The sequence below is a fragment of the Caulobacter sp. genome (assembly GCF_039596335.1).
Classification (GTDB): domain Bacteria; phylum Pseudomonadota; class Alphaproteobacteria; order Caulobacterales; family Caulobacteraceae; genus Caulobacter.
Map to the genome: position 1 here is coordinate 24,298 of NZ_JBCNJZ010000017.1, position 25,102 is coordinate 49,399.

At 68.2% G+C, this 25,102-nt stretch carries 22 protein-coding genes; 8 read left to right on the forward strand and 14 right to left on the reverse strand.

Annotated elements, in window-relative coordinates:
• Positions 1–40 precede the first annotated feature (40 nt).
• The 6 genes from ABDW31_RS24715 to ABDW31_RS24740 all read right to left on the reverse strand — a co-directional run bounded on the left by ABDW31_RS24715 (position 41) and on the right by ABDW31_RS24740 (position 7,593).
• On the reverse strand, positions 41–1,288 hold the full coding sequence (locus tag ABDW31_RS24715; protein WP_343699789.1) for a TCR/Tet family MFS transporter: 1,248 nt from the start codon (positions 1,286–1,288) through the stop codon (positions 41–43).
• A gap of 26 nt (positions 1,289–1,314) precedes the next feature.
• Positions 1,315–1,779, reverse strand: coding sequence for an SRPBCC domain-containing protein (locus tag ABDW31_RS24720; RefSeq protein WP_343699790.1), 465 nt, complete (start codon positions 1,777–1,779; stop codon positions 1,315–1,317).
• Complete coding sequence (locus ABDW31_RS24725; protein WP_343699791.1) at positions 1,776–2,099, reverse strand: metalloregulator ArsR/SmtB family transcription factor; 324 nt, start codon at positions 2,097–2,099, stop codon at positions 1,776–1,778. Before ABDW31_RS24725 ends, ABDW31_RS24720 begins: the two co-directional genes overlap by 4 nt.
• Positions 2,096–2,551 (reverse strand): VOC family protein, encoded by a 456-nt coding sequence (locus ABDW31_RS24730; protein ID WP_343699792.1) that lies wholly within the window; start codon positions 2,549–2,551, stop codon positions 2,096–2,098. Before ABDW31_RS24730 ends, ABDW31_RS24725 begins: the two co-directional genes overlap by 4 nt.
• A 103-nt stretch (positions 2,552–2,654) precedes the next feature.
• Positions 2,655–4,946, reverse strand: coding sequence for a TonB-dependent receptor (locus tag ABDW31_RS24735; protein ID WP_343699793.1), 2,292 nt, complete (start codon positions 4,944–4,946; stop codon positions 2,655–2,657).
• Positions 4,947–5,049: 103 nt separating this feature from the next.
• Entirely contained in the window at positions 5,050–7,593 is a 2,544-nt protein-coding gene (locus ABDW31_RS24740) for a TonB-dependent receptor (RefSeq protein WP_343699794.1), read from the reverse strand.
• A 253-nt stretch (positions 7,594–7,846) separates the two neighbouring features.
• Here ABDW31_RS24740 and ABDW31_RS24745 point away from each other — a divergent pair, with 253 nt between their 5' ends.
• From ABDW31_RS24745 to ABDW31_RS24760, 4 genes are all read left to right on the forward strand, one after another.
• Positions 7,847–8,422 (forward strand): RNA polymerase sigma factor, encoded by a 576-nt coding sequence (locus tag ABDW31_RS24745; protein ID WP_184720746.1) that lies wholly within the window; start codon positions 7,847–7,849, stop codon positions 8,420–8,422.
• On the forward strand, positions 8,376–9,425 hold the full coding sequence (locus ABDW31_RS24750) for a FecR domain-containing protein (RefSeq protein ID WP_343699795.1): 1,050 nt from the start codon (positions 8,376–8,378) through the stop codon (positions 9,423–9,425). The genes ABDW31_RS24745 and ABDW31_RS24750 overlap by 47 nt, the downstream gene beginning before the upstream one ends.
• A 141-nt stretch (positions 9,426–9,566) precedes the next feature.
• The gene (locus ABDW31_RS24755; RefSeq protein ID WP_343699796.1) at positions 9,567–11,039 is read left to right on the forward strand and encodes an amidohydrolase; all 1,473 of its coding nucleotides are present in this window, start codon (positions 9,567–9,569) and stop codon (positions 11,037–11,039) included.
• A 108-nt stretch (positions 11,040–11,147) separates the two neighbouring features.
• Positions 11,148–11,351: a hypothetical protein gene (locus ABDW31_RS24760; protein ID WP_184720749.1), complete on the forward strand. Its 204-nt coding sequence runs from the start codon at positions 11,148–11,150 to the stop codon at positions 11,349–11,351.
• On the opposite strand, the gene ABDW31_RS24765 is transcribed toward ABDW31_RS24760, so the two are convergent.
• The 5 genes from ABDW31_RS24765 to ABDW31_RS24785 all read right to left on the reverse strand — a co-directional run bounded on the left by ABDW31_RS24765 (position 11,348) and on the right by ABDW31_RS24785 (position 17,341).
• Entirely contained in the window at positions 11,348–12,079 is a 732-nt protein-coding gene (locus ABDW31_RS24765) for a hypothetical protein (protein ID WP_343699797.1), read from the reverse strand. The genes ABDW31_RS24760 and ABDW31_RS24765 overlap by 4 nt on opposite strands.
• 115 nt (positions 12,080–12,194) lie before the next feature.
• Entirely contained in the window at positions 12,195–13,622 is a 1,428-nt protein-coding gene (gene otsA / locus ABDW31_RS24770; RefSeq protein ID WP_343699798.1) for an alpha,alpha-trehalose-phosphate synthase (UDP-forming), read from the reverse strand.
• Positions 13,619–14,389, reverse strand: a complete 771-nt coding sequence (gene otsB / locus ABDW31_RS24775) for a trehalose-phosphatase (protein ID WP_343699799.1) — start codon at positions 14,387–14,389, stop codon at positions 13,619–13,621. Before otsB ends, otsA begins: the two co-directional genes overlap by 4 nt.
• Before the next feature lie 438 nt (positions 14,390–14,827).
• Positions 14,828–16,042 (reverse strand): MFS transporter, encoded by a 1,215-nt coding sequence (locus tag ABDW31_RS24780; RefSeq protein WP_343699800.1) that lies wholly within the window; start codon positions 16,040–16,042, stop codon positions 14,828–14,830.
• Between the two features lie 78 nt (positions 16,043–16,120).
• Complete coding sequence (locus tag ABDW31_RS24785; protein WP_184720757.1) at positions 16,121–17,341, reverse strand: ectonucleotide pyrophosphatase/phosphodiesterase; 1,221 nt, start codon at positions 17,339–17,341, stop codon at positions 16,121–16,123.
• 157 nt (positions 17,342–17,498) lie between these two features.
• Between ABDW31_RS24785 and ABDW31_RS24790 the strand changes: the two genes are divergently transcribed.
• Genes ABDW31_RS24790 through ABDW31_RS24800 form a run of 3 tightly spaced genes read left to right on the forward strand, consistent with a single transcriptional unit; the run spans position 17,499 to position 19,791 of the window.
• Entirely contained in the window at positions 17,499–18,410 is a 912-nt protein-coding gene (locus ABDW31_RS24790) for an ABC transporter ATP-binding protein (protein ID WP_343699801.1), read from the forward strand.
• Positions 18,410–19,237 carry an ABC transporter permease gene (locus tag ABDW31_RS24795; RefSeq protein ID WP_343699802.1) on the forward strand — a complete coding sequence of 276 codons (828 nt, stop codon included), beginning with the start codon at positions 18,410–18,412 and terminating at the stop codon, positions 19,235–19,237. Before ABDW31_RS24790 ends, ABDW31_RS24795 begins: the two co-directional genes overlap by 1 nt.
• Before the next feature lie 5 nt (positions 19,238–19,242).
• Entirely contained in the window at positions 19,243–19,791 is a 549-nt protein-coding gene (locus ABDW31_RS24800; protein ID WP_343699803.1) for a sugar O-acetyltransferase, read from the forward strand.
• On the opposite strand, the gene ABDW31_RS24805 is transcribed toward ABDW31_RS24800, so the two are convergent.
• Positions 19,788–21,854 carry a TonB-dependent siderophore receptor gene (locus tag ABDW31_RS24805; RefSeq protein ID WP_343699804.1) on the reverse strand — a complete coding sequence of 689 codons (2,067 nt, stop codon included), beginning with the start codon at positions 21,852–21,854 and terminating at the stop codon, positions 19,788–19,790. The genes ABDW31_RS24800 and ABDW31_RS24805 overlap by 4 nt on opposite strands.
• Positions 21,855–22,163: 309 nt before the next feature.
• Here ABDW31_RS24805 and ABDW31_RS24810 point away from each other — a divergent pair, with 309 nt between their 5' ends.
• Positions 22,164–23,348 carry an acyltransferase gene (locus ABDW31_RS24810; RefSeq protein ID WP_343699805.1) on the forward strand — a complete coding sequence of 395 codons (1,185 nt, stop codon included), beginning with the start codon at positions 22,164–22,166 and terminating at the stop codon, positions 23,346–23,348.
• Positions 23,349–23,441: 93 nt separating this feature from the next.
• Here ABDW31_RS24810 and rplQ read toward each other — a convergent pair whose 3' ends face one another.
• A complete protein-coding gene (rplQ, locus tag ABDW31_RS24815) occupies positions 23,442–23,855 on the reverse strand; it encodes a 50S ribosomal protein L17 (protein WP_184720767.1) in 414 nt (137 codons plus the stop codon).
• Positions 23,856–24,053: 198 nt separating this feature from the next.
• Complete coding sequence (locus ABDW31_RS24820) at positions 24,054–25,070, reverse strand: DNA-directed RNA polymerase subunit alpha (protein ID WP_184720769.1); 1,017 nt, start codon at positions 25,068–25,070, stop codon at positions 24,054–24,056.
• Positions 25,071–25,102: the final 32 nt, after the last annotated feature.

Consider the following 25,102-nt stretch of genomic DNA (forward strand, 5'->3'; position numbering starts at 1 on the left):
GGGCGAGTCTAAGGCGACGCCGCGACGCTACGGTAAAGCTCTAGGCGCTTTGCGGTTCCGATATGGGAGTCGGACGCGCCTTGGACCAGGCCAGGGCGGTCGCGGCCAGCATCAACACCGCGGCGATCAACACCGGCAGGCCGGGCATGTGCAGGGTCGCGTCGTGGCGCACGGCGAAGGCGAACGGCAGCAGGAACAGCGGCGGCCCCAGGATCGAGGCGATACCCATCATGGCCGAGTTGGCGCCCTGCAGCTGGCCCTGCTCGTTCGGCGCGACGCGGCGGGTCATCAGGCCCTGCAAGCCAGGCTGGATCAGGCCGCTCAAGGCGAACAGCGGCAGGCCGCACAGATAGAGCGGTCCCGTCGGGGCCAGGGCGTAGACCAGGAAACCGGCGAAGCCGCAGAACAGGCCGATCAGCAGCGACCCCCGCTCGCCCGCGACCTTGACCACCCGGCCAACGACCACCGCCTGGACCAGGATGCTGGAAACGCCGCTGGCCATCAGGGTCAGGCCGATGGTCGCCGGCGCCCAGCCGTAGCGGAAGCCCATGTACAGCACGAAGACGCTGGGCAGGACGTTGCTGGCCAGCTGGAACAGGAAGCCGACGCTAGCCAGGTCCAGCAGGCCCGGATGGCGGCGCAGCAGGTTCAGCGCGCCGACAGGGTTAGCCTTCCGCCAGTCGAACCGCGGCTGACGACGCTCGGGCGGCAAGGACTCAGGCAGGACGAAGAAGCCGTACAGCCAGTTGCACAGGGCCAGGGCCGCGCAGACCAGGAACGGCAGGCGATGGTCGAACTGCCACAGCCAGCCGCCCAGGGCCGGACCGAAGGTGAAGCCAACGCCGAACGCCGCGCCCATCAGGCCGAAACCCTTCGCCCGCGTCTCCGGCGTGGTGACGTCGGCGACATAGGCGCTGGCGGTCGAGAAGCTGGCGGCGGTCATGCCGTTGAAGATCCGTCCCACGAACAGCCACCACAGGCTGGGCGCGAAGGCCATGAACAGGAAATCCACACCCAGGCCGAAGATCGAGGTCAGGATCACCGGCCGCCGGCCGAACCGGTCGGACATCAGGCCCAGGATCGGCGAGCAGAAGAACTGCATCAGGCCCCAGGTCATGGCGAATAGCAGGTTCCAATCGGCCGCCGTGGCCGCGTCGCCGCCCCCGAACTGCAAGACCAGGCTGGGCAGCACCGGGATCATCACGCCCAGCGACAGCACGTCCAGCACTGCGGTGACGAAGATGAAGCCCAGGGCCGCATGCCGGCGGGTCCCGGTGATCATGGTCATGGTCGTTTCTCCCCCTCCCGCCTTTTTCAGCGGCTCTTGGCGCGCTCGGCAAGTTCCGTCAGCAGGGCGCGCCACCAGTCGCCGTGCCGCTGCAGGAAGATCGCGTCCGGGAAGCCGTGGCGGGCGACACTGCTAGTCGGCACGCTATCCCAGCCGCGATGCTCGACGGTGACGCGGGTCCCCTGCTCCACCGGTTCGAAGCGGACCTCGACCTCGGTGTCCATGCCGGGCGCGAAACTGGCCTGCCGCCAGCCGAACACCAGACGCGCGCCGCGCTCCCAAGTCCGAATCTGGCCGACCTCGAACACCTTGCCCGAGGCCAGGCGCTCGACCAGCCGACCATCCTCGAAGGCCATGACGCCCGGACTGCGCGGGGTGAACGAGAACAGGGCGTTGGGCCGCCACCACAGGGCGATGTCGTCGACGAATGCGTCGAACACGACCTCCGGCGGCGCGGCGATGCGCAAGGCCACCAGGATGCGCGAGCTCATCGGGCCTGGCCTTCGACGTGGGCCTTCAACGCCGTCAGCTGGTCGGCCCACAGCTCCTCGGCCGCGTCCAGCCAGGCCTTCAGGTCGTCCATCGGCTCGGGCCGCAGGCGATAGACGCGCACGCGGGCGTCGAACTCGGGATGGCTTTCCTCGACCAGACCCGACTGGCGCAAGGCCTTGAGGTGGCGACTCATGGCCGGCGGCGACAGGCCCAGGGCCTCCGCCAGTTCGCCCGCCCTGTGCGGACGGGTGCGCAGCAGGTCGACGGCCCGCCGCCGGTTCGGTTCGGCCAGAGCCGCCAGGGTCGCGTCCAGGCTCAAGACGGCGTGCTGATCTTGTGGCCGCTGCGGGCCTCCATCTCGGCGATCGAGACGTCTTCCACCGGCGCGCCAACGGTCCAGATGTGGCCCTCCAGGTCGCGGCAGCGATAGGTGCGGTCACCGTAGAACTGGGTCTGCGGCTCAGCGATGATCTCCGCTCCGGCCGCCCGGGCGCGGGCGCAGTGGGCGTCGACGTCGCCCACCATGCGGATATGGAGGCTCTGGGTGTTCTTGCCGCCGATCGAGGCCGGGCTGGCGTGGCTCTCGCTCCACTCGCCGCCCACCATCAGCGTGCTGTCGCCGAAGCTCATCTCGGAATGGGCGACATTACCGTCGGCGTCCTCGACCATGAAGGTCAGGTCGAAGCCGAAGGCCTGTTCCAGCCAGGCGATGGCGGCGCGGGGGTCTCTATAGCTGACCGCCGAGACCAGGGCGGGACGCGTATCAGACATTACGGCGCTCCTTGCGGTTTGCCGAAATATTTAACGCATAACGAAATTAAAAGCGCAAGCGCCCCGCCCTTGAAGGGACGAGGCGCCGCACAGTCTTGCGAGGTTAGAAGCGCTTGCGGATCTGGAAACCAGCCGTGCGCGGGTTGATGCTGACGACCTGCTTGGGGTTGTTCACCGCCGAGGTGACACTCATCAGCCCGACCTCGTCGGTCACGTTGTTGATGAACACATAGGCGCCCCAGTCCGGACCTTCGATGCCGCCGCGCAGGTTGGCGTAGCCGTAGTCGCCCTGCTTTTCATAGAAGACGTAGGTCGGACGGAACTGCGAGGCGGACTCGCCGACATAGGCGTAGTCGGCGCGCAGCAGACCGTTCATGTCGCCCGACAGCGGCCAGGTGTACTCGACCGCCGCCGAACCGCTGTACTTGGCCACGTTCGGGAACTCGTCCCCGCGCAGGCCGGTCGAGCCGGTGATCAGGATGGTCGAGTTGGCCTGGTCTTCCGTCAGCTTGGCGTCGACGATGGCGGCGGTGCCGCTGATCGTCAGGCCGGTGATCGGACGCGCCGTGGCTTCGATTTCAAAGCCCTTGATCTTGGCCTTGCCGGCGTTGGTCAGGTAGCTGAAGGCCCCGTTGGCGCTGGTGGCCGAGATCTGCATGTTCGACCAGTCGATCTGGTAGAGGGCCGCATTCAGGGTCAGGCGACGGTCGAACCACTGGCTCTTGATGCCGCCTTCGTAGTTCCACAGGCTGTCGGGCTGGTAGCCCAGCAGCGCGCTGGCCAGGCCCGGCACGTTATTGGCGCCGCCCGGACGGAAGCCCTTGGCCGCCACGGCGTAGACCATGACGTCGGACGTCACCTGGTAGGAGGCGTTCAGCTTGCTGACCCAGCCGTCGGCGCCGGCGTCGACCTGGGCGGGCGCGCCCGCATAGGACTGGGTGATGAAGTTGCTGATCAGCACCTGGCCCGAGACGGTCTTGTCGTACTTGAAGCGACGCAGGCCGCCGGTCAGGGTCAGCTTCTCCACCGGCTTCCAGGACACTTCGCCGAAGAAGGCCGTCTGCTTGGTTTCGGTGCCGACGTGGCGCCAGGCGGTCAGGTCGTTGGGGTTGATGATGCCGGTGACGGCGTCGCCCTTGGCCACCTTGCTCTCGATGTAGTCGTCGCGCTTTTCCAGATAGGCGCCGGCCGTCCAGCCGACCTTGTCGTCGAACAGAGAGCCGGTCATGCGCAGCTCGTGGTTCCACGAGGTCAGGCCCATCGGCTGGTACAGCGCGCCCGGCGTGCGGCTGTCGGCATAGGCGGTGTAGGCCGCCAGTTGCGTGGCGTTACAGGCCGGGTTGGTGGAGCCCGCCGGGGCCGGACCGCCGGCGATGTAGTTGCGGCACGAGGTGGCGTTGGCGCGGCTACCCGACAGGGTCGGGCTGTAGTCGGAGTTCCGCAGCAGCGTCCACTTGTAATAGGACGAGGTCGCCGTGACCGTGGCGAAGTTCAGGTCCCACTTGCCGGTGACGTTGTACATCCGCAGGTTATCGCTGGTCGGCGCGATGACGCGGGCGTTGGTCGCATACTTGCCCACCGCCGGATACCAGCTGTTCTGACCGTCCAGGACGGTCTTCTGGTACAGGCCCGAGGCGTTGATCGTCAGGTTCTCGGTGGGCGTGAAGCCCAGCATCAGGCGACCGCCGCTGGAGTGCTGGTCGTTGATGTCCTTCTTGTTCAGCAGGACGTCGTCGACATAGCCGCCGCCCTCAGTCTTGTAGAGCACCAGGCGCGCGGCCAGCTTGTCCTCGATCAGCGGCACGTTGACCATGCCCTTGACCGAATAGCCGGCGCTGCCGCCCTTGGTGGTGGTGCCCTGGGCTTCGACGGCGCCGGCATAGCGGGTGGCGTCCGGCTTGTTGAGGATGACGCGCAGCGTGCCGCCCATCGAGCCCGAGCCGTACAGCGTGCCCTGCGGGCCGCGTAGCACTTCGATGCGCTCGGCGTCGAACAGGTTGACGTCGGCGCTGGTCGAGCTGGCGTCGGCGGTCGTGCCGGCCGGGCCCGTCAGCGGGGTTTCGTCGTAATAGAGGCCGACCGTGGCTTCACCGGCGCTGCGCACGCCGCGCAGGGTCAGGCGGCGGCTGGTCGGCGAATTGCCGTCGACCTGCAGGTTGGGAACAGTGCGGAAATAGTCCTGAATGCCGGCGGCCCCCAGGGCCTGCAACGACTTCTCGGTGACCGCGCTGACGCTGATCGGGGTGGTCTGGACGGTGGTCGAGCGCTTCAGCGCGGTGACGACCACTTCCTCGATCGACCCGCTGTCCTGGGCGAAGGCCTGGCCGGCGGCCAGGCTGGTCAGGGCGCTGGCGCCCAGGGCCAGGGCGCGAAGGCCGCGAAACTGCACTCTCATTTTTTGATCCCCTCTGCGGTCCGCTCGTGGGCGGCCTCGAAGGATCAGACGCAAGCGCGCGAACCTCCCTCAGCATCGGTTCGAGAAAAACGCAGAGTGCGGATCAGAAACGTCGTTCCAGGCTCAGCCGCACGGTGCGCGGGGCAGCGCCGAAATAGCCGACAGGTCCGGCGCTGGTGCGCGTGGCCATGGCCCGGCCGGCGCGGTCCAGGATGTTGTCGACCGTCAGATCCGCCGACCACGCACCGCCCTCCAGGCCCAGGGTGACGCCAAAGACGGCATAGGCGCCCATCTTCAGGTTGTCGGCGGCGCTGGTGTTGAAGGCCGAACGCGCCCCTCCGGAATAGGCCGCGTCCAGGCGCAGGCTGGCCTGCACATCCGGGCTGGCCCGCCAGCGACGCTCCAGCGAAGCGCCGGAGGCCAGGCGCGGCACGACTGGCACGCGATCGCCCTCGCGGCCCAGGCCGATGGCGGTGTTGGTGACCTGGTCGGCGGTCAGCCGGGCGTCGGTCAGGGTCAGGTTGGCGGTCAGGTCCCAGCCGGCCAGCCGCCGCGCCGTGACCTCGGCCTCCAGCCCGCGGATGCGGCTGGCCCCGATATTGGCCAGGAACGAGAAGGCCTGGTTGGTCGTCTGGGCGGCGTACTGCATGTCGCGCCAGTCGATCTGGTAGACGGCCAGGTTGGCGGTCAGACGGTGATCAGCCGACTGTCCCTTCAGCCCCAGCTCGTAGTTGTTCAGCCGGTCAGAGCGATAGACCGCCAGGCCGTCGGGCAGTCCCGGCACCACATTGACGCCACCGGGCCGGAAGCCCTGAGAGGCCTGGGCGTAGCCGAATAGGCCGGGGCCGAACTGATGGCTGGCCAGTGCCTTCAGGCTCCAGCCGCCCTCCTTGCTGAGCGCATCGATCGAATAGCCGTCCCAGGTCCCTGACACGGCATTGGCGATCTGCACCCGCCCCCGGTCGCGCTTGACGTAGTCGAAGCGGCGCGCACCGAAGGTCAGCTGGGTGCGCGGCGTCGCCAGGTACGAGATCTCGCCGAACACGGCGCTCTGGCGCAGCCGATTGCCGATGTCGCGGCGGCCGATGAACACCGGCGGATCGGTCAGGGCGCCGCTCACGGGATCGACATGGCGCACCTGGCTGTCGATGTGGTCGCGGCGCGCCTCGTGGTACAGGCCCAGCGTCCAGCTCAGCGGCCCCTCGCCCACCGACGAGGCGCGGACCTCATGGATCTCCGCGGTCAGGTCGGCCGGCTGGTTCAGGATCGCCGGCGACACGCTGTCGACATAGGCGCCGTAGCGCTGCATCTGGCCGGCGTCGCAGGCGCCCGTCAGGGCGAAGTAGCGCACGCAGGCTGCAGCATTGCTCCGCTCACTCGCCAGCACGCCGCTGTAGTCCGAGCGCCGGGTCAGCCGCCAGCGATACCAGGACGAGGCCGCGGTCACCTCCACGCCGTCGCCGCGAAAGCGCACAGTGGCGGCCGCCAGGTCGATTTCGCCGTCGAACGGCGCGCGGGCGGGGTGGATGGTCCGCCAGGGCCCGGCCGCCTCGCTCCAGGCCGGGATGTCGTCGCGCCGCGAGGTCTGGTGCGTCGCCGAGACCATGGCCGAGACCCGGTCGTCAGCCTCCCACAACACCGCCAGGCGCGCGCCGGCCACGCGGGAGGCGTCGACGTCCTTGAGGCCCAGGCGGACATTGTCGATCGCGCCAGGCTGGCGCTGGTCATAGGCGATCAGCCGCACGGCCAACGCGTCGGGAACGATCACCGCGTTCAGCGCGCCGGCGACATTGCCGTCGCGACCGCCATGGGCGACGTCGGTGACGCCCGCGCGGATCCAGCCCGAGCTCTCGTCCAGGTCCGGCCGCTTGAACAGCACCCGCAGCGCCCCACCCATCGCGCCGGAGCCGTACAGCGTGCCCTGCGGCCCGCGCAGCAGCTCGATCCGCTCGACATCGACCAGGGCCAGTTCCGGCGTCATCACCCCCGGATCGGCGGTGGTGCCTACAGGCCCTGTCATCGGCGTCTCGTCGTAATAGAGGCCCGCTGTCGCCTCCCCCGCCCCGTACACCCCGCGCAGCACCAGCCGGCGGCCGAAAGCGGTGGAGGCCAGCTTAAGGCCCGGCAGCAGCGGCGCGGCCTTTTCCAGGTCGACCATGCCCAGGCGTGACAGCTGCTCGCCCGACACCACGCTCATGCTGATCGGCGTCTGCTGCACCAGGCTGGCGCGTTTCAGCGCGGTGACGACGACGCTGTCCAGCGAGACCGGCTTGGCCGGCGCGATCTCGGCGTCGGCGACCGGCGCGGTGACCGGCGGTTCGGCCACGATCAGGAAGCTGCGCCCCTCCAGCCGGACATCCAGGCCCGAACCGGTCAGCAGACGCGCCAACGCCTCTTCGGCCGTGAACATGCCGCTCAGCGCCGCACTGCGGCGGCCCTTGGTCAGGCTGGGTGAAAAAAGAATCTCGCGGTCGCTGCGCAGGGCCAGCTGATTCAGCGCCTGGCCCAGCGGCTGGGCGGGCAGGTCGAAGCGCAGGGCGGCATCCGGCCGTCGTGGCGCGGCCCGGCCGATTCCCGGCGCCGACGCGCCGACCACCGTGGCGCAAAACAAGGCCAGGACGGCTTCGCGCCTAAACGACGCTCCCATCCCGCTGGACCTGGACAACGACTCTCAACCTCCCTCGGCGGCCTTGACCTCACGCCGTCGAGGGCGCGGACCATGCCTTATTTCACCGGCCAATGACGCCTTGTCCGGTGATCCGTGCCCCTAAGATCGCTTGGCGCCTATGTGTTAGGCAACAGTCTACCGGTTGCGTGCGGTCCCCTCCGTCGGGACGGGCTCGCTTGACACGGGTGAGAGAGCGATTTCACCTGACTGTCATGTTGAGGGGGCGGATGACATGATCTGGGGCGGTCGATCGTCCAGGGCGCCGGTCGAGGACCAGGCCCTGGCGGATAGCGGGGCGAGGTTCACGCCGGCGCTGCGCGCCTTCTTCTCGCGGCGCGCGCACGCCGCCGACGTCGAGGATCTGGTCCAGGAAGTCCTGCTGCGCATCCAGAAGCGCCAGCCCGGCGCGGTGGTCAGCAATGTCGAGGGCTATCTCTTCGAGGTCGCCGCCAATGTCCTGATCGATCGCGGGCGCCGCGATAAGACCCGCCGGCGGTCCGATCACTGCGAACTGCAAGAAATTCATCATCCCGTTGATGATATGTCTCCCGAACGCGTCTTACAGGGACGAGAACGAATGGCGCGCGCCATGGCGGCTCTGAACGAGCTGCCGGAACGCACCCGACGGGTTTTCATCCTCGTGCGCTTCGAGGAGATGAGCTACAAGCTCGTCGCCCAGCGCCTGGGGGTCTCCGTCAGCGCTGTCGAGAAACATGTGATGAAGGCGCTCAAGCACCTGCACGAGCGTCTACGGGACCAGGATGACGTCGACCACGTCGGACATCGAGATTCACGGCGCCCCGGATAGCCAAGCCGCGACCTGGTTCGCGCGCCTGCAGGGCGACGACGTCTCGCCGCAGGATCGCCGCGACTTCCAGCGCTGGCTGAACACGGACGCCCGCAACGCGGCCGCCTGGAGCAGCGTGTCTGGCGCCTGGAACGACATGGCCTCGATCGAGGACGATCCCGCCTTCGCCGCCCTGCGCGCCGACGCCCTCAACGCCGGTCAGACGGGCGCTGGCCGAGACCGCGCCCGCAGCTTCGACCGCCGCACGTGGGGCCTGGCGGCCGCCAGCCTGCTGGTCAGCGCCGGCGGCCTGTTCGCCACCCAACGCTGGCTGGGCGGCTCGGACGTCAAGAAGCCCGCCCCCCCCGCCGCCGCCGACGAGCCGGTGTTCAGCACCGCGGTCGGCGAACGCTCGACCTTCCGCCTGGCCGACAGCTCGGTGGTGACGCTCAGCACCGACTCGGCCGTGCGGGTGAACCAGTGGGGCGACAAGCGCCGGCTGACCCTGCTGCGCGGCCAGGCCTTCTTCCAGGTCGCCAAGGACGCCTCGCGGCCGTTCGTGGTCACGGCCGGCGACAAGTCGGTCACCGCCCTGGGCACCAGCTTCGACGTGCGCATGGAACCGGGCAAGCTGTCGGTGACCCTGGTCGAAGGCCGCGTCCGCATCGCCGGCGCCACGCCTAAAGGCGAGCGCCGGGTCGAGATGGACGCCGGCTCGCGCTTCGTGGCCGCCAGCGCCACCGACTGGGCGATCTCGACCGTCGACACCGCCAAAGAGTCGGCCTGGCTTCAGGGCCGCTTGGTCTTCGACGGCGAACCGCTGTCGGCCGTGGTCGCCGAGATGAACCGCTTCTCGGAGCGCAAGCTGGCCCTGGCCGATCCGGCCCTGGGCGCCACCCCGGTCAGCGGCGTCTTCCGCACCGGCCAGATCGACGCCTTCGTCGCCGCGCTGAAGACCTATGGCCTGGCCGATGTTGGCCGCAGCGACGCCCAGCAGGTCCAGCTGGTGCGCCCCCGCGCCTGACCGCCCGCCCCTCCCCGGGGCGAGACTGCGAATAAATCCGAAAATCTGCACAGGACGCGTTGAGGTTCGCGCGTCGCCCTACGTCTATAGGTTAGACGCCGTTCGGGCGCTGTCCTTATCGCTACCCGGGGAAACCGTTCCATGAAGCTCCTGAAGCTCGCGCTCCTGTCCGCCAGCGTGGCCGTTCTCGCCAGCCAGGCCCACGCCGCGCCGCTCACCGACGCCGGCCGCACGCAGATCCTGAAGTCCGTCGACGCCGGTGCGCCGCAGATCCAGGACGCCGCCCTGAAGATCTGGGGCTTCGCCGAGGTGGGCTATCAGGAGACCAAGAGCTCCGAGCTGCTGCAGGGCCAGCTGAAGGCCGCCGGCTTCGACGTGAAGCCCGGCATCGCCGGTGAGCCGACCGCCTTCGTCGCCAGCTTCAAGAACGGCGCTGGCCCGGTCATCGCCATCCTGGCCGAATATGACGCCCTGCCGGGCCTGGCCCAGACCAATGATCCGGTAAAGACCGGCATCCCCGGCCAGATCGCCGGCCACGGCTGCGGCCACAACCTGTTCGGCGCAGCCTCGGTCGGCGCCGCCATCTCCATCAAGGAGTGGATGACCAAGAACAACATCAAGGGCGAGCTGCGCGTCTATGGCACGCCCGCCGAAGAAGGCGGTTCTGGCAAGGTCTATCTGGTCCGCGACGGCTACTTCAAGGACGTGGACGCCACCCTGCACTGGCACCCGGCCAACTCGAACTCGGCCGTCCAGGGCGTGTCGATGGCCAATATCAGCGGCAAGTTCCGCTTCCACGGCGTCTCGGCCCACGCCGCCGGCGCCCCTGAAAAGGGCCGCTCAGCCCTGGACGGCGTCGAAGTCATGGACGTGGCCACCAACTTCCTGCGTGAGCACACCCCGGACAAGACCCGCATCCACTACGTGATCACCGCCGGCGGCACCGCCCCCAACGTCGTGCCCAACTTCGCCGAGGTCTATTACTACGTCCGCCACCCCGATCCGCAGGTGGTCAAGGACGTTTGGGCCCGCGTCGAGAAGGCCGCTGAAGGCGCCGCCATCGCCACCGGCACCACCGTCGAAAAGGAAATCACCGGCGGCGTCTACGCCCTGCTGCCCAACGACACCCTTGGCCGCGTGATGGACGCCAACCTGCGCAAGGTCGGCGGCATCACCTGGACGCCTGAGGAAATCGCCTACGCCAAGAAGATGCAGACCTCGTTCGTCAATCCGCCGTCGATCGACACGGTCAAGACCATCGAGCCCTACAAGGTCGAGCTGGAAGGCGGCGGCGGTTCGACCGACGTGTCGGACATCAGCTGGGTGACCCCGACCGTCGGCCTGGGCACGGCGACCTTCGTCCCCGGTTCGGCCGGCCACAGCTGGCAGAACGTCTCGGCCGCCGGCTCGTCGATCGGCGTTAAGGGCGCCGTCAACGCCGCCAAGACCCTGGCCCTGACCGGCGCGGACCTGTTCTCGAACCCGGACGCGATCAAGAAAGCCAAGGCCGAGCTCGACCAGCGTCGGGGTCCGAACTTCGAGTACAAGGCCATGCTGGGCGACCGCGCCCCGGCCCTGGACTACCGTAAGCCCGCTTCCGCGGGTCGCGAGTAATCGTACAGAGCCTCGATCGCCGGGACGGCGGTTGAAGCTCCCAGCGGCCGGCGCCGTCTCCCCCTTTGGCGCCGGCCGCATTCTTTCTGCTTTCACACGGAGGTCCGCGTGGTCCAGACCGTCACCATCAGCCGCGAGCGCTTCGAGAGCCTGAGAGGCGCCCTGCCGGCCGTGACCCGCGAGCACCTGTTCAGCCTGTACGGCATCAGCGAGACCACCTGGACCAAGCTGCGCCGCGGTGAGCCGATCAAGCTCAACACGTGGGAGCGGATGCTTGCCCGGATGGAGCGCACCCGAGCCGTCTCGGCCTAGTAGGGCCGGATCAGCGAGGGCGGGATTTCGGCGCTTTCCCGGCGCTTGTCCTCCTCGGCGATCGCGACGTCGTCTTCCTGCGAAAAGGCGCGCCGTTCGCGCTGGATCTCTTCGCTGTCATAGGGCGTGGCCGCCGGGTCGAAGCCCAGCCAGCCGGCCTGACGATAGACCGCGCCGCGCGACGCCGCCGCCACGCCGCGACGGCCGTCCAGAGCGGCCTCCACCTTGGCGATCTCGTCGTCCTGCGCCTTGACGCTGATCAGCGTGCCGCCGCGACGCACGCCCTCGGCATAGACCTGAGCGTCGTCGTCGCTGTGGCCGGCTTCCTTCAGCACGCCCAGCAAACCGCCGGCCGCGCCGCCCGCCGCCGCCCCGACGACCGCGCCCACGCCGGTCGCGACCAGCCAGCCGGCGGCCACCACCGGACCCAGGCCCGGGATCGCCAGCACGCCCAGCCCCGTCAGCAGGCCCGCGCCGGCCCCGGCGACACCGCCGGCCACCGCACCCTTGCCCGCGCCATCAGCAACCTCGTTGTCGCCGTCGCCGTTGCGATCGCCCAGCACATCGCCCGGCCCATGGCTGGGATGCTGGTGACCGTTGTGCCAGTTGTCGGTGTTGTTCGAGACCAGGCTGATCTGATCCGGATGGATCGCGGCGGCCTCGAGATCGGCGACAGCGTCCAGCGCCTGGGTGTGGCTGTCGAACAGGCGGGTGATCGTCTTGCTCATGGCGGTCCTCCACGTTTCTGGGCTTTCGTGGGGAAAGGCTCGGTCCGGCGACAGGTTCCTGTCGCCAGACTTTGTCAGAACGCCGTTACGCAAGCGCAACGAAAGGCGGACGTCCCTACCCGTCGTTGGCCATCCTTTCGGGCGGCGGCGGCAGCAGGACCGGCGCATGGCGAGGATCGCTCTTCAGCGCCGCGACGAAGCGGTCGCGCCAGGCCGAGACGTCGTCGGTCAGCACCCCGTCCATGAGCCGCCGCCAGCGGGCGATCCGCTCCTTCAGCGGCATCGCCAGGGCCCGCCCGAGCGCCTCGGACGTCTCCTCGCGGCTGAACGGGTTGATGATCAAGGCGTCCTGCATCTGCTCGGCCGCACCGGCGTACTTCGACAGCACCAAGACGCCGGGATCTTCCGGGTCCTGGGCGGCGACATACTCCTTGGCCACCAGGTTCATGCCATCGCGCAGCGGCGTCACCAGCCCGACCTGGGCGGCGCGATAAATGCCCGCCAGTTCGTCCCGACGGTGGCCGCGATTGACGTAGCGGATCGGCACCCAGTCGACCGTGGCATAGGCGCCGTTGATCCGCCCCGACACGCCATCGAGCCGGGCGCGGATCTCCTGATAGGCCTGGACCGCGTCGCGGCTGGGGGTGGCGATCTGCAGCAGGAAGACGTGCTCGGCCCAGTCTGGATGGTCGACCAGCAGCTGCTCATAGGCCAGGAAGCGCTCCTCCAGCCCCTTCGAATAGTCCAGGCGGTCCACGCCCAGGATCATCTTGCGGCCTGCCTGGCTGTAGCGCACCCGCTCGAACGCCTGCTGCGCCACCTCTTGCGTCGCCAGATCCGCGAAGTCCTCCGCCTCAATGCCGATCGGGAAGGCGCCGATGCGGGTCTTGCGACCGGGCGAGGTGATCCCCCCCTCGTCGATGGCCAGCTCCAGCTCGCGCTCGATGTAGTCGCTGAAGGCTTCGAGCGCGTCGTGGGTCTGGAAGCCGATCAGGTCGTAGGCCAGCATCGACTCCACCAGCTCGCGATGCTGCGGCAGGGTCGTCGTCTGGTGGCGCCCCGGCCAGGGGATGTGCAGGAAGAAGCCGATCCGGTTCTTCACGCCCAGCCGCCGCAGCTCGGCCGCCAGCGGGATCAGGTGGTAGTCGTGGATCCAGACGAGATCATTGGGCCCGATCAGCGGGGCCAGGGTCTGGGCGAAGCGGCGATTGACCCGCTCATAGCCCTCGCCGAACGAGCGCTCGAACAGCGCCAGGTCGGTGCGTGAATGGAACAGCGGCCACAGGGTCTTGTTGGCGTAGCCGTCGTAATATTCCTCACGGTCCTGCTCCTCCAGATCGACCAAGGCGACGGTGACGCCGCCGACCTTCTGCATGGAGATCTGGCCCGAGAAGGCCTCGACGGTCTCCCCGCTCCACCCGAACCAGACACCGGAATACTCTCGCAGGGCCGCGGCCAGGGCCATGGCCAGGCCGCCGGCCGTGCCGACCCCGGCGTCGGCAGGCGGATTGACCCGATTGGAAACGACGATCAGGCGGCTCACGAGGCACGCTCGACGATGGCGGCTTCCAGCCAGTCGAAGACGGCGTCCACGCCGGACAGCCGGTAGCGCGCGACCGTGCGCCGCCGGGCCGGGCCGACCAGCACGCCATAGCCGCCAAGGGCGGTGGCGGCCACAAAGCCATCCTCGTCGGTCAGGTCGTCGCCCACGAAGATCGGGGTCGCGCCCTTGAACGGCGCCTCGGCCATGAAGGCCTTCACCGCCTCGCCCTTGTCGGCGCCGCGCGTGCGCAGCTCGGCGACCATGTCGCCCTCCTGCAGGACCAGATCGGTAGAGGCCTCCAGCCGGCGAGCGGCTTCGCGCACCGCCTCGCAGGCGGCCGGCGCGCCGCGATAGTGCAGCGCCACGCTCAGGCCCTTGTCCTCGACCAGCAGCGCCGGCTGGGCATTGGCCAGGGCGCGGAAGACCTCCAGCGCCTCGTCCAGGGCCGGATCGGGCAAGGCTAGGACGGTGTCGCCCAGCACGTTGCGGCGCTGCAGGCCGTGAACGCCGGCGACGGCCGCCACGGCGTCCTCGGTGATGGCCGAGACCTCCTCGACGGTGCGGCCGCTGACGATGGCCAGGCGGCGGTCCAGGCGCTCGGCCAGGCGGCGCAGCATGAAGGTGCGGCGGGGATCGGGCTTCACGCCGTCGGGGCGGTCGACGATCGGCGCCAGGACGCCGTCGAGGTCGAGGAACAGCGCCAGGCCGGCCGGATCGATCGGCGGCGGCGGGGCGGAATCGGGAAAGGTGATGATCTCGGCTGACATGGTCACTCCATGGCCGGCGCCCGGGAGACCAGGCGCGTCAGGTCGCAACGCCGATCTCGCGGGATCGGCGGCGTGGGGCGACGGACAAGCCGTCGCGGCGGTGCGTGGGAAGAGATCGCTAGAGCTGCGGGGGTTGGGAATCGCGGCGGCCGGATATGGCGCGGCGGGCGCGAGGACGGCGAAGCTCGCCGGAACGGATCGGTGATCGCATGGAACAGCCCCTTGCTGAAAAGATCGGCGCCGTGCGCGGCGCGGAAAGTCTCCGGAATGTTGGATCGGCCGTCGAAAGGGACGGCGAACCGCGTCGCAGAATGCGACTGGGCGATAGGCCCGATCGGACATCAAATCGCCCGAACACGAGTCCAGCTTAGCAGGCTGGGACGGCGATGGTCCCCCGCCTCACGGGATAGTGAGGCCGGCTTTACTCCGCGATCCCCGTTACGCGGCGGCGGGAATGGGCTTGGGCTCGCTCCGGGCGCGGAACGTCAGGGCGATGGCCACAGCCACCAGGCCCAGCACACACGAACCGATAAACAGGCCCGCATAGCTGCCGAAGCGGTCGTAGATCAGGCCGCCGGTCAGGGGGCCGGTGGACATGCCCAGCCCGCCGGCCATGGCCGTGCCGCCGATCACGGTCCCCATCATCGACAGCGGGAAGGCCTCGCGCGCCAGCACGGCGTACAGCGGCATGACCCCGGCATAGATGAAGCCGAACAGCGCCGCGACGGCGTAGAACTCGCTCAGCGACCGGGCCTGCAGATAGCCCAGCGCCGCCACGGCCTGGAACAGCAGGCCGGCGACCAGCACCCGCTTGGCCCCCAGCTTGTCGCCCGCCACGCCGAACGCGAGACGCCCGCCCATGCCGGCCAAGCCCTCCAGGCTGTAAATCGACACCGCCGCCATCAGCGGGATGCCGCAGGTCACCGCATAGCTGACGGTGTGGAAGATCGGTCCCGAATGGGTGGCGCAGCAGAAGAAATTGGCCGCCACCAGCACGATGAACGGCCGCGAGCGCAGGGCCTGGCCCAGGGTCAGGGTCGGGCCGGCCGCCTCCCCGTCCGGCGCCGGCTGCGGGTCGGCCAACATCGGCGGTCGGCGCACCAGGAACGCCGCCGGGATCATCAGCACCGCCACCACCCCGGCCAGGACCAGCAGCGAGGTCCGCCAAGACTGGTGGGAGATCAGCCAGGCGGCCAGGGGCGCCATGGTCATCGGGGCCATGCCCATGCCGGCCGATACCAGCGAGACAGCCAGGCTGCGCTGGGTCTCGAACCAGCCGGTCACGGCGGCCATCATCGGCGCAAACACCGCCGCCGTCGCCCCGCCCACGGCCAGGCCGAAGATCAGCTGGAACTGCAGCAGGGTCGTCGCCCGACTGGCTAGGGCCAGGCTGGCCGCCAGGATCACCGCCCCGGTCAGCACCACGGCGCGTGGCCCGATGCGGTCCGACAGCCCGCCCCACAACAGGCTGGCCACGGCCATGGCCAGGAAGGCGATGGTCATCGCGCCCGAGATCCCGGTCGTCGACCAGCCGGTGTCCTGGGCGATCGGACGCAGGAAAACCGGCAGGCAGAACATGGCGCCCATCGCCACGCAGCCCAGCAGCCCTCCGGCGGCGACGATCATCCAGCGGTAGCGCGGTTCTTGGCTCATGACGCGTCTCCGTATCGGCGTTATCCGATCAAGGACGCGTCACCCTCCATCGATCCGACAGGGGGCGCTACGGAAATTTCAGCGCAGCGCCTGGCCGACCACCTTCAGCGAGCCGTCGACCTTTTCGGACTTCACGCCGGTCAGCTTGGCCAGCAGCGGATAGACGTCGACATTGTCGAACGACGGCAGCGTGACGCCTTGCTTGATCGACGGGCCATGAGCGATGAACAATGCCTGCATGGTCGGGTCGTAGGGATCGAAGCCGTGGGCGCCGCCGTCGGTGTCCGGCTTGCGGCCAGGCTTGGTCTGGGCGGCGATGGTCGTGGTGTACCAGCCGGTTTCCGACAGGCAGACGATCGGCGGAACGCGCGGGTTGCGGCCATAGTGGTAGCGGGCCGGGATGCGGTTCTTCTTCCAGCAGGTCATGTGCGGCAGCGCGCGGTTCAGCAGCGACTTTTCCACCGCCCGCTTCTGGCCGGGCTTGGGGGCGATCGAGGTGACCGCGCCGGTGGTGACCAGATCGATCTTGGCGACGTCGACCAGCTGGTCCAGCACGATGCGGTTGGCGGCCGGCAGCGGGGCCATGCCGTGGTCGGCGACGATGACGATGTCGGTGCGCTCGAACCGGCCGCGCGCCTTCAGCCCTTCAACCAGGCGGCCGACGGCGGCGTCGACCGAGGCGGCGGCGGCCCGGACCTGGGCGGAGTCGGGCCCGTAGTTGTGACCTTGGTTGTCGACGACGTTGAAATAGAGGGTCGTGAACGCGATCGGCGGACCATCGGCGGTGTCCAGCCACGTCAGGATCTGGTCGACGCGGGCCTCGCCCGGCATGTTCTGGTCGAACGTCACCCAGCGCGAGGGCCGCACGCCATCGATCTCGACCTCCGAGCCCGGCCAGAACATCGCCGCAGCGCGCTGGCCCTGCTGCTCGACCGAAACCCAGAACGGCTTGGCCTGGCTCCACCACTTGGGGTCCAGGCTACGCATGGTGAAGGTCTCGCCCGGCATGTGCGCATCGACCATGCTGTTGCCGACGACGCCATGGCGGTCCGGACGCTTGCCGGTGACCAGGGTGTAGTGGTTGGGAAAGGTCACAGACGGGAACGAGGGCCGCATCGCCGCGCGGGCGCCGTCCTGCGCCAGAGCCTTCATCACCGGGGTGTCGCCACGATCCAGATAGTCGGCCCGGAAGCCATCGATCGAGATCAGAATGGTCAGATGCGGCGCCTTCTCCCGCGCCTGGGCGCCGTTGGCGAGGACAAGGCCCAGAGCCAGGACCAGCGAAAGCAAGCGAACCATCGGGAACTCTCTACGGATTTTGGCGGCCCTCATCGCGGATGAAGATTGCGGGCTTGTGACAGCGCCACGCGTGACGGGCTCTTAACTTGGCGCAGCGGCGGCGGGTGGCCATAGTCGGGCCGACCTGCCGACTCGCTCGGCGCCGGGATCCTAGAGCATGTCGATCGCGCTCGAGGCCGACCGCCTCACCAAGACCTACGGGGCAGTGCGCGCCCTCGACGACTTCTCGCTGAGCATACCCGCCGGCGGCGTATTTGGCGTTCTGGGCCCCAATGGCGCGGGCAAGAGCACCCTGTTCCGCATCGCGCTGGGCCTAGTGCGGCCCACCGACGGTTCGGCCCGACTGTTCGGCGCCCGGGCCGGCGACATCGCCGCCCTGCGCAAGGTCGGGGCGATGATCGAGACGCCGCGCTATCCACCGTCCCTGACCGCCCGCGACGTCCTGAAGATGCTGGCCCTCGAGAGCGGGGCGAAGACCGCCGACATCGACGGCTGGCTGGAGCGGGTCGGCATCGCCCACGCCGCCGACCGTTCGACCAGCGGCTATTCGGTCGGCATGAAGCAGCGCCTGGGCCTGGCCGCGGCGTTCTTCACCAGGCCCGAACTGGTGATCCTGGACGAACCGACCAGCGGCATGGACCCGGCCGGCATCCAGGAGATCCGCGCCCTGATCGTCGACCTGGCCCAGCGCGAGGGCGTCACGGTGATCCTGGCCAGCCACCAGCTGGACGAGGTCCGCCGGGTCTGCGACCGCGTCGCCATCCTGTCGAAGGGCAAGGTGGTGGCCGAGGGCGCGGTGGCCGAACTGACCGCCGGCGAGGCCCGCCTGCGCATCACCGCCGCCTCCCCCATCGCCGCGGCGCTGACCGTGCTGGGCGCGCGCGGCGTGGCCGACGGCGCCGACGCGGTGCTGGCCGACATTCGCCGAGACGAGGCCCCCGAACTGATCCGCGCCCTGGTCGCGGCCGGGGTCGAGATCACCGAGGCCCGCTGGCGCGAGGCCGACCTGGAAGGCGTCTATCTCAAGACCCTCGAAGCGGCCCAACCGCTCTCGGAAGGAGCCGCCTGATGCTCGCCGACGCCATCGCCGCCGAACGCTTCCGCCTGCTGCGCGACCATTCGGCCCTGTTCTGGGGTTTCTGCTTCGCGCCGTTGATCGGCTTCATGGTCAGCGTGGGCGGCGACCTCTTCCTGCGGGCGGTCGTGCGCAAGCCCATGCCGGGCGTCACGGTCGGCCTGGTCGATCAGGTCATCAAGGTGCTGGCCGACGGGGCCTCGACCTTCAGCGTGCTGTTCCTGATGATCGGGGCGGCCACGGTGCTGGCCGGCGACTATCGCTGGGAGACCTGGCGCCTGCTGACCCCGCGCAACACCCGCCAGAACCTGCTGCTGGCCAAGCTGATCGTGGTCGGCGAGGCGATCTTCTGGAACCTGGTGCTGAGCGCCCTGCTGGCTGCTGTAGCGGCCGTTCTGGGTTCAGTGATCAGCCAGCGCACCCTCACCTTCTCGGCCTTCGACCGCAATCTGTTCGACGCGGTCGGCGTACTGGCCGTGACCTGGCTGGAGGCCATGACCCTGGCCGCCCTCGCCGCCGGCGTCGGCGTCCTGACCCGCTCGACCATGGGCGTGGTCATCGTCTGTCTGGGCGTGCGGTTCGTGCAGACCGTCATGGCCAGCTCGCTGCGTCTGCTCGAGCAAGGCCAGCCTAGCTGGAAGCTGATGGCCATCCCCGTCTATGATGCCGACCTGCTGCGCGCGACCTTGCTGGACGCCTCGCAGCTGGGCGCGCCCGCCGCCAACGCCGGTCCGGCGCTGGCCATCCTCGCGGCCTGGATCGCCCTTCTCACCGCCGGCGCGGTCTTCCTGTTCCGCCGCCAGGACCTGACCAAGGAATAGCGACGTTGCGTACCGAGAAAGAAAAGATGCTGGCCGGTGAGCTGTACATGGCCACCGATCCCGAGTTGCAAGCCGATTACCGCAAGAACCTGGCCTGGATGGAGCGGTTCAACGCGCCCGGCGTCGAGGACCGCCCTGCCCTGTTGGCCCAGCACTTCAAGGCGGTCGGCCAGCACGTGAACATCCGCGCGCCGTTCCACTGCGACTACGGCTACAACATCAGCCTCGGCGACGGGGTGTTCATGAACTTCGGCTGCGTGATCCTCGATGTGGTCGAGGTCACCATCGGCGCGGCCACCGCCATCGGCCCCGGCGTGCAGATCCTGACCGCCGACCATCCGCGCGATCCGGTCGAACGCCGCACGGGCCTGGAGTCAGGCCGCCCCATCCACATCGGCTCCAATGTCTGGATCGGCGGCGGGGCGATCATCCTGCCGGGCGTCACCATCGGCGACGACGCCGTGGTCGGAGCCGGATCGGTCGTCACCCGCGACGTCGCGCCAGGCGCCACCGTGGTGGGCAACCCGGCGCGGGTCGTGGTCCCGAAGGCCTAGAACTTGTAGCCGACGCTGGCGATCACGTTGCGGCCTAGGCCCGTGAAGCAGTCGCCGAACACGCGGCACGACACATAGTACTGCTTGTCCAGCAGGTTGGTCGCGTTCAGCGACAGGCTCCAGCGCTTGAAGTCCACGGCCAGCAGCGCGTCGACCAGGGTGTTGGACGGCGTCTTCAGCGTGTTGGTCGCGCCGATCGAGGTGGTCGAGCCCATGTAGCGCACGCCGCCGCCGATCCGCAGGTCGACGTCGTTGTCCAGCGGCAGGGTCTTGACCACCCAGGCCGAGGCGAAGTTGCGCGGCGTGTCCGAGGCCTGGCGGCCTTCCTCATAATCGGCCGACGACTCCTGGACCTCGGTCTTGGCGTGGCTCATGGCGACGGTGACGGTCAGGTCGCGCGGACGGATCCAGCTGGCTTCGAACTCGATGCCCTTGCCGCTGATCTCGCCGGTCTGGATGGTGTTGACCACGTTGTCCGGGTCGTTGACCAGGCGGTTGGTCTCGGTCAGGTCGTAACCCGCCAGGGTCACCAGGACGCCGGCCAGCGGCCGCCACTTCACGCCAACCTCGACCTGTTCGCCCTTCTGCGGCTTGAAGGTCTCGCCGCGGACGTTCTGACCGATCACCGGCTGGAAGGATTCCGAATAGCTGATGTACGGCGACACGCCATGGCCCAGGTCGTAGATGGCGCCGACGCGGTAGGTGGTGGCCTTGTCGACCTGCTTGGCCGAGCCGGCGTTCTGCTGCTCGGCGCGGTCGCGGCGGAAGCCGGCGACCATGGTCAGGTCGCCCCAGCGCAGCTGATCCTGCAGGTAGAAGCCGACCTGGCTCTGGTCCAGCTTGGGCATGGTCGCCAGGACCGGCGCATCGAAGGGCTGGCCGTAGACCGGATTGTAGGCGTTGATCGAGGTGACCATGCCAAAGCCGCTGGCGCTCTTGCTGCTGACGTCCAGGATATCCAGGCCGCCCAGCAGCACGTGATCGATCGCCCCGGTGGCGAAGCGCGCCGTGCCGTTGAAGTCGGCGGTGACGATCTTGGTGTCGGTGTCGATGGCGTAGGCCGAGCGCGGGATGATCTGGTTGGCCGCGTCGGTGAACGGGTTGTCCGGATTGCCGTAGGCGTAGGCGTAGATCTCGCGGAACTCGGTCTTGGCGTCGACGAAGCGCAAGTTGGCGTTGGCCTGGAAGGTGTCGTTGAAGCGGTGGCTGGCCAGCAGGGTCACAGCCGTCTGCTGGGCGTCCAGGCGGTCATAGTCCGGCTCGCCCAGGAAGCGGTCGACCGGCAGACGCGGGAACCGGTCCAGCAGGGTCGAGACCACAGGCAGGAACTGCTGGCTCGAGGCGGTGTGGTCGTCCTGATAGAGGCCGATCAGGGTGATGGTGGTGTCGTCGGTCGGCTTCCAGCTGATCGAGGGCGAGATCACCACGCGGTTGTCGTCGACGTGGTCGGTCTGCATGCCGGCGTCGCGGGCCATGGCCACCAGGCGTACGGCCAGATCATCGCTGACCGGCGTCTGGTAGTCCACCATGCCCTGGAAGCGGTCGAACGAGCCCACCTGGCCGACGATCTCGCCGCCCTTCTCGAAGGTCGGGCGCTTGCTGATCGAGTTGATCACGCCGCCGGTCGAGCCCTGGCCGTACAGCATCGACGACGGGCCGCGCAGGATCTCGACGCGCTCCAGGGTGTAGACCTCGGTGCGCGGCACCAGGTTGAAGCCGATCACCTTGTTCAGGCCGTCCAGATACTGCGCCGAGCTGAAGCCGCGCAGCGACGGGCCATCGCCGCGGGTGTCCATGCCGTAGGTCTCGGCGCCCGCGCCAGCCGAGTAGCGCAGGGTTTCCTGCAGGTTCAGCGCGCCGCGGTCGGCGATCAGTTGGCCTTCGACCACGCTGACGGCCTGGGGCGTGCGGATCAGCGGCGTGTCGGTCTTGGTCGCCGTCGTGGCGCGCTCGCTGGTGACGATCAGGGCGTCCACCGCGTCCGGCGCGCTCGCCTGGGCCAGGGCGGCGTTGGCGGCGATCAGGGCGACGGCGGCGGTCGAGACAGCGAGAAACGGACGCATGGCATATCCTTGGTTGCGCGGGCGCTTCTAGGATCATCGCCAATGGTTCGCAAGCGCAATGCGATTGCGATTGACTTGCATAAAACTTAAGGGCGGCTTTGTGCTGCTGTTGGAACAGGTGGGCCGAATGGCGAGGCTTGGCCCCCTTCAGATCGGCCTTTGGCGGCTCAAGACGGACCCATCCGAGCGGTGTCGCTACGCATATGTTCCGGAGAAATTTGTTCAAGACCTGATGGCGACTCAGGGTTGATCAGGCATCTTCGTCGCTAGCCGCCGGCTATCGCATCCTGGCGCGCTTTCTGGACGCTCATGATCGCCGTCTCCAGGGCCTTCGCCGCCCTCCGCGCCCCGCCACGCGACGCCCATCGCCGCGCTTACGGACCCGACCTGTTGCGCGCCGCCGCCATCCTTCTGGTCATGGCCTGGCATATGCCCAAGCCTGCCCGCCCCGAGCCCCTGCTGAGCGTGCAGCCGTTCGGTTGGCTGGGGGTCGACGTATTCTTCGTGCTCAGCGGCTATCTGATCGGCGCCCAGCTCTTTAAGCGCGTCGCGGCTGGGAGCGGCGTTGATTTCAAGCGCTTCTGGACCAACCGCGCCTTTCGCATCCTGCCCGCCTACTTGGTCGTGCTGTCACTCTACTTCCTACTGCCGGGCTTCTCGGATGGTAAGACCATACAGCCCTTGTGGCGGTTCCTGACCTTCACGATGAACTTCGAATTGGACTACCGTGTCACCGGAGCCTTCACCTCAGCCTGGTCGCTATGCGTCGAGGAGCACTTCTACTGGATCCTGCCGCCGTTGGTGCTCGCCCTGAGCCGCTTCAAGGGCTGGGGACCCGCGGTTGCCGTCGGCGCGACCGTGATTCTCGGCGGGATGGCCCTGCGTTGGGGCATCTGGCATGGCCCGGCCGCCGATCCGTCCACGCGTCCGGCCGACTTTCTGCGGCTGATCTACTACCCGACCTGGACCCGCCTTGATGGCCTGGCCATGGGTGTCCTGCTCGCCGCCGCCCGCACCGTCTTCCCGGCCCAGGTCGCCCGACTGGCCCCGCCTTGGCTGACCGGTCCGCTAGGCCTGCTGGCCGCCGCCGGGACCGTCATGCTCTGCCTGGAACATGCCGACGGCGTGGCTCTGGACCTGGCCGGCGCGGTGGTTCTCTATCCCCTGGCCTGCCTGGCCAGCACCCTGTTGCTGTGCGCTCTGCTCGACCTGGAGCCGGCGCTGCAACGGCTGCCACTGCAACCCTTCACAGCCGTCGCCACCCTCGCCTACAGCCTCTACCTCGTCCACAAGCCCGTGCAGCACATGCTGCGTGACGCCTTGGGCGACGGCGTGCTGCACGGCTGGACCGGCGTAGGCGTCTATCTCATCGGCGATCTCGTGGCCGCAACCATTCTATGGCTGCTGGTCGAGCATCCCTTCCTGCACTTGCGCGATCGGGTGTTGCGAAAACCGGCCCACGCATCGGCGGAGAGCATGCCCCTGTCGACGTGATGCGGCGGCGCTGGCCTAGCCTCCTAGTGAGCCGCCCAACGAAAAAGGCCCCGGATTTCTCCGGGGCCCTTCGCTCAGCTTGCGCTGAAAATCTTAGTCTTCGGCTTCGTTCGTGTAGACCGGACCCGAGTCCTTGCCCTTTTCCGAGACGTCGCGGTCGACGAACTCGATGACGGCCAGCGGGGCGTTGTCGCCGTAGCGGAAGCCGGCCTTCAGAATGCGGATGTAGCCGCCCTGACGGTCCTTGTAGCGCGGGCCCAGGACCGCGAACAGCTTGCCGACTTGTTCGACGTCGCGAACCGAGCTGATGGCCTGACGACGAGCGTGCAGGTCGCCGCGCTTGGCCAGGGTGACCAGCTTTTCGACGATCGGACGCAGTTCCTTGGCCTTCGGCAGGGTGGTGACGATTTGCTCGTGCTTGATCAGCGAGGCCGACATGTTGGCGAACATGGCGATGCGGTGAGCCGTGGTGCGGCCGAGTTTACGGTGAGCGTTACCGTGACGCATTTTCTATCTCCTGGGCATCAAGCCCGAGCGGCGCAAAACGTGTGAGCGCCTGATTGTCACCAATCCTGGTCCGTCCCGACCGGGTCAGAGCGAAGCGCCGGGGCCCTCCACCGCGGGTGCGGCTTCAAAAGGCCCAGGCCGCCTCCCCTTCCGGAGAAGGAAAGGCGGCCCGGATTTAGCGCGATAGCTTCGAGGTTCTTAGATTTGGTCTTCGAACTTCTTGGCCAGATCTTCGATGTTTTCCGGCGGCCAGTTCGGCACGTCCATGCCGAGGTGCAGACCCATGCCGGCGAGAACTTCCTTGATCTCGTTCAGCGACTTGCGACCGAAGTTCGGGGTGCGGAGCATCTCGGCTTCGGTCTTCTGGATCAGGTCGCCGATGTAGACGATGTTGTCGTTCTTCAGGCAGTTGGCCGAACGGACCGACAATTCCAGCTCGTCCACCTTCTTCAGCAGGGCCGGGTTGAACGGCAGTTCCGGCTTGGACTCGTCGGCCGACTTGGCCTTCGGTTCCTCGAAGGTGATGAAGATCTGCAGTTGGTCCTGCAGGATCCGGGCGGCGTAGGCCACAGCGTCCACCGGAGTGACGGCGCCGTTGGTTTCGACTTCCAGGATCAGCTTGTCGTAGTCCAGCGACTGGCCTTGACGGGTCGGCTCGACGCGATAGGCGACGCGCTTGACCGGCGAGTACAGGGCGTCGACGGCGATCAGGCCGATCGGCGCGTCTTCCGGACGGTTACGGTCAGCCGGGACGTAGCCCTTGCCGGTGTTGACCGTGAACTCCATGCGCACCGAAGCACCGTCGTCCAGCGTGCAGAGCACGTGGTCGGGATTCAGGATTTCGATGTCGGCCGGGGTTTCGATCTGACCAGCGGTCACCGGGCCGGGGCCCGTGGCGCGCAGGGTCATGCGCTTCGGGCCTTCGGCGTGCATCCGAACGGCCAGTTGCTTGATGTTCAGAACGATGTCGACGACGTCTTCGCGGACGCCTTCGAGCGAAGAGAATTCGTGCACCACGCCATCGATTTGGATGGCGGTGACGGCGGCGCCTTGCAGCGACGAGAGGAGAACGCGACGCAGGGCGTTGCCGAGCGTAACACCGAAACCGCGCTCGAGCGGTTCAGCGACGATGCGAGCCTTGCGGGTCGCGTCAGCGCCGGTTTCGATCTGCGGCTTCTCAGGACGGATCAACTCGTTCCAGTTTCTTTCGATCACGTGGTCGGGTCCCTTGAGAACGCGGCTCGCCG

Bases quoted from the DNA above. Each gene is read 5' to 3' on its own strand.
- ABDW31_RS24720 (WP_343699790.1), bottom strand. From the start codon at position 1,779: ATGAGCTCGCGCATCCTGGTGGCCTTGCGCATCGCCGCGCCGCCGGAG.
- ABDW31_RS24755 (WP_343699796.1), top strand. From the start codon at position 9,567: ATGAAGCTCCTGAAGCTCGCGCTCCTGTCCGCCAGCGTGGCCGTTCTC.
- ABDW31_RS24740 (WP_343699794.1), bottom strand. From the start codon at position 7,593: ATGGGAGCGTCGTTTAGGCGCGAAGCCGTCCTGGCCTTGTTTTGCGCC.
- ABDW31_RS24715 (WP_343699789.1), bottom strand. From the start codon at position 1,288: ATGACCATGATCACCGGGACCCGCCGGCATGCGGCCCTGGGCTTCATC.
- ABDW31_RS24780 (WP_343699800.1), bottom strand. From the start codon at position 16,042: ATGAGCCAAGAACCGCGCTACCGCTGGATGATCGTCGCCGCCGGAGGG.
- ABDW31_RS24810 (WP_343699805.1), top strand. From the start codon at position 22,164: ATGATCGCCGTCTCCAGGGCCTTCGCCGCCCTCCGCGCCCCGCCACGC.
- ABDW31_RS24735 (WP_343699793.1), bottom strand. From the start codon at position 4,946: ATGAGAGTGCAGTTTCGCGGCCTTCGCGCCCTGGCCCTGGGCGCCAGC.
- ABDW31_RS24790 (WP_343699801.1), top strand. From the start codon at position 17,499: ATGTCGATCGCGCTCGAGGCCGACCGCCTCACCAAGACCTACGGGGCA.
- ABDW31_RS24765 (WP_343699797.1), bottom strand. From the start codon at position 12,079: ATGAGCAAGACGATCACCCGCCTGTTCGACAGCCACACCCAGGCGCTG.
- ABDW31_RS24795 (WP_343699802.1), top strand. From the start codon at position 18,410: ATGCTCGCCGACGCCATCGCCGCCGAACGCTTCCGCCTGCTGCGCGAC.
- ABDW31_RS24745 (WP_184720746.1), top strand. From the start codon at position 7,847: ATGATCTGGGGCGGTCGATCGTCCAGGGCGCCGGTCGAGGACCAGGCC.
- rplQ (WP_184720767.1), bottom strand. From the start codon at position 23,855: ATGCGTCACGGTAACGCTCACCGTAAACTCGGCCGCACCACGGCTCAC.
- ABDW31_RS24750 (WP_343699795.1), top strand. From the start codon at position 8,376: ATGACGTCGACCACGTCGGACATCGAGATTCACGGCGCCCCGGATAGC.
- otsB (WP_343699799.1), bottom strand. From the start codon at position 14,389: ATGTCAGCCGAGATCATCACCTTTCCCGATTCCGCCCCGCCGCCGCCG.
- ABDW31_RS24785 (WP_184720757.1), bottom strand. From the start codon at position 17,341: ATGGTTCGCTTGCTTTCGCTGGTCCTGGCTCTGGGCCTTGTCCTCGCC.
- ABDW31_RS24730 (WP_343699792.1), bottom strand. From the start codon at position 2,551: ATGTCTGATACGCGTCCCGCCCTGGTCTCGGCGGTCAGCTATAGAGAC.
- ABDW31_RS24805 (WP_343699804.1), bottom strand. From the start codon at position 21,854: ATGCGTCCGTTTCTCGCTGTCTCGACCGCCGCCGTCGCCCTGATCGCC.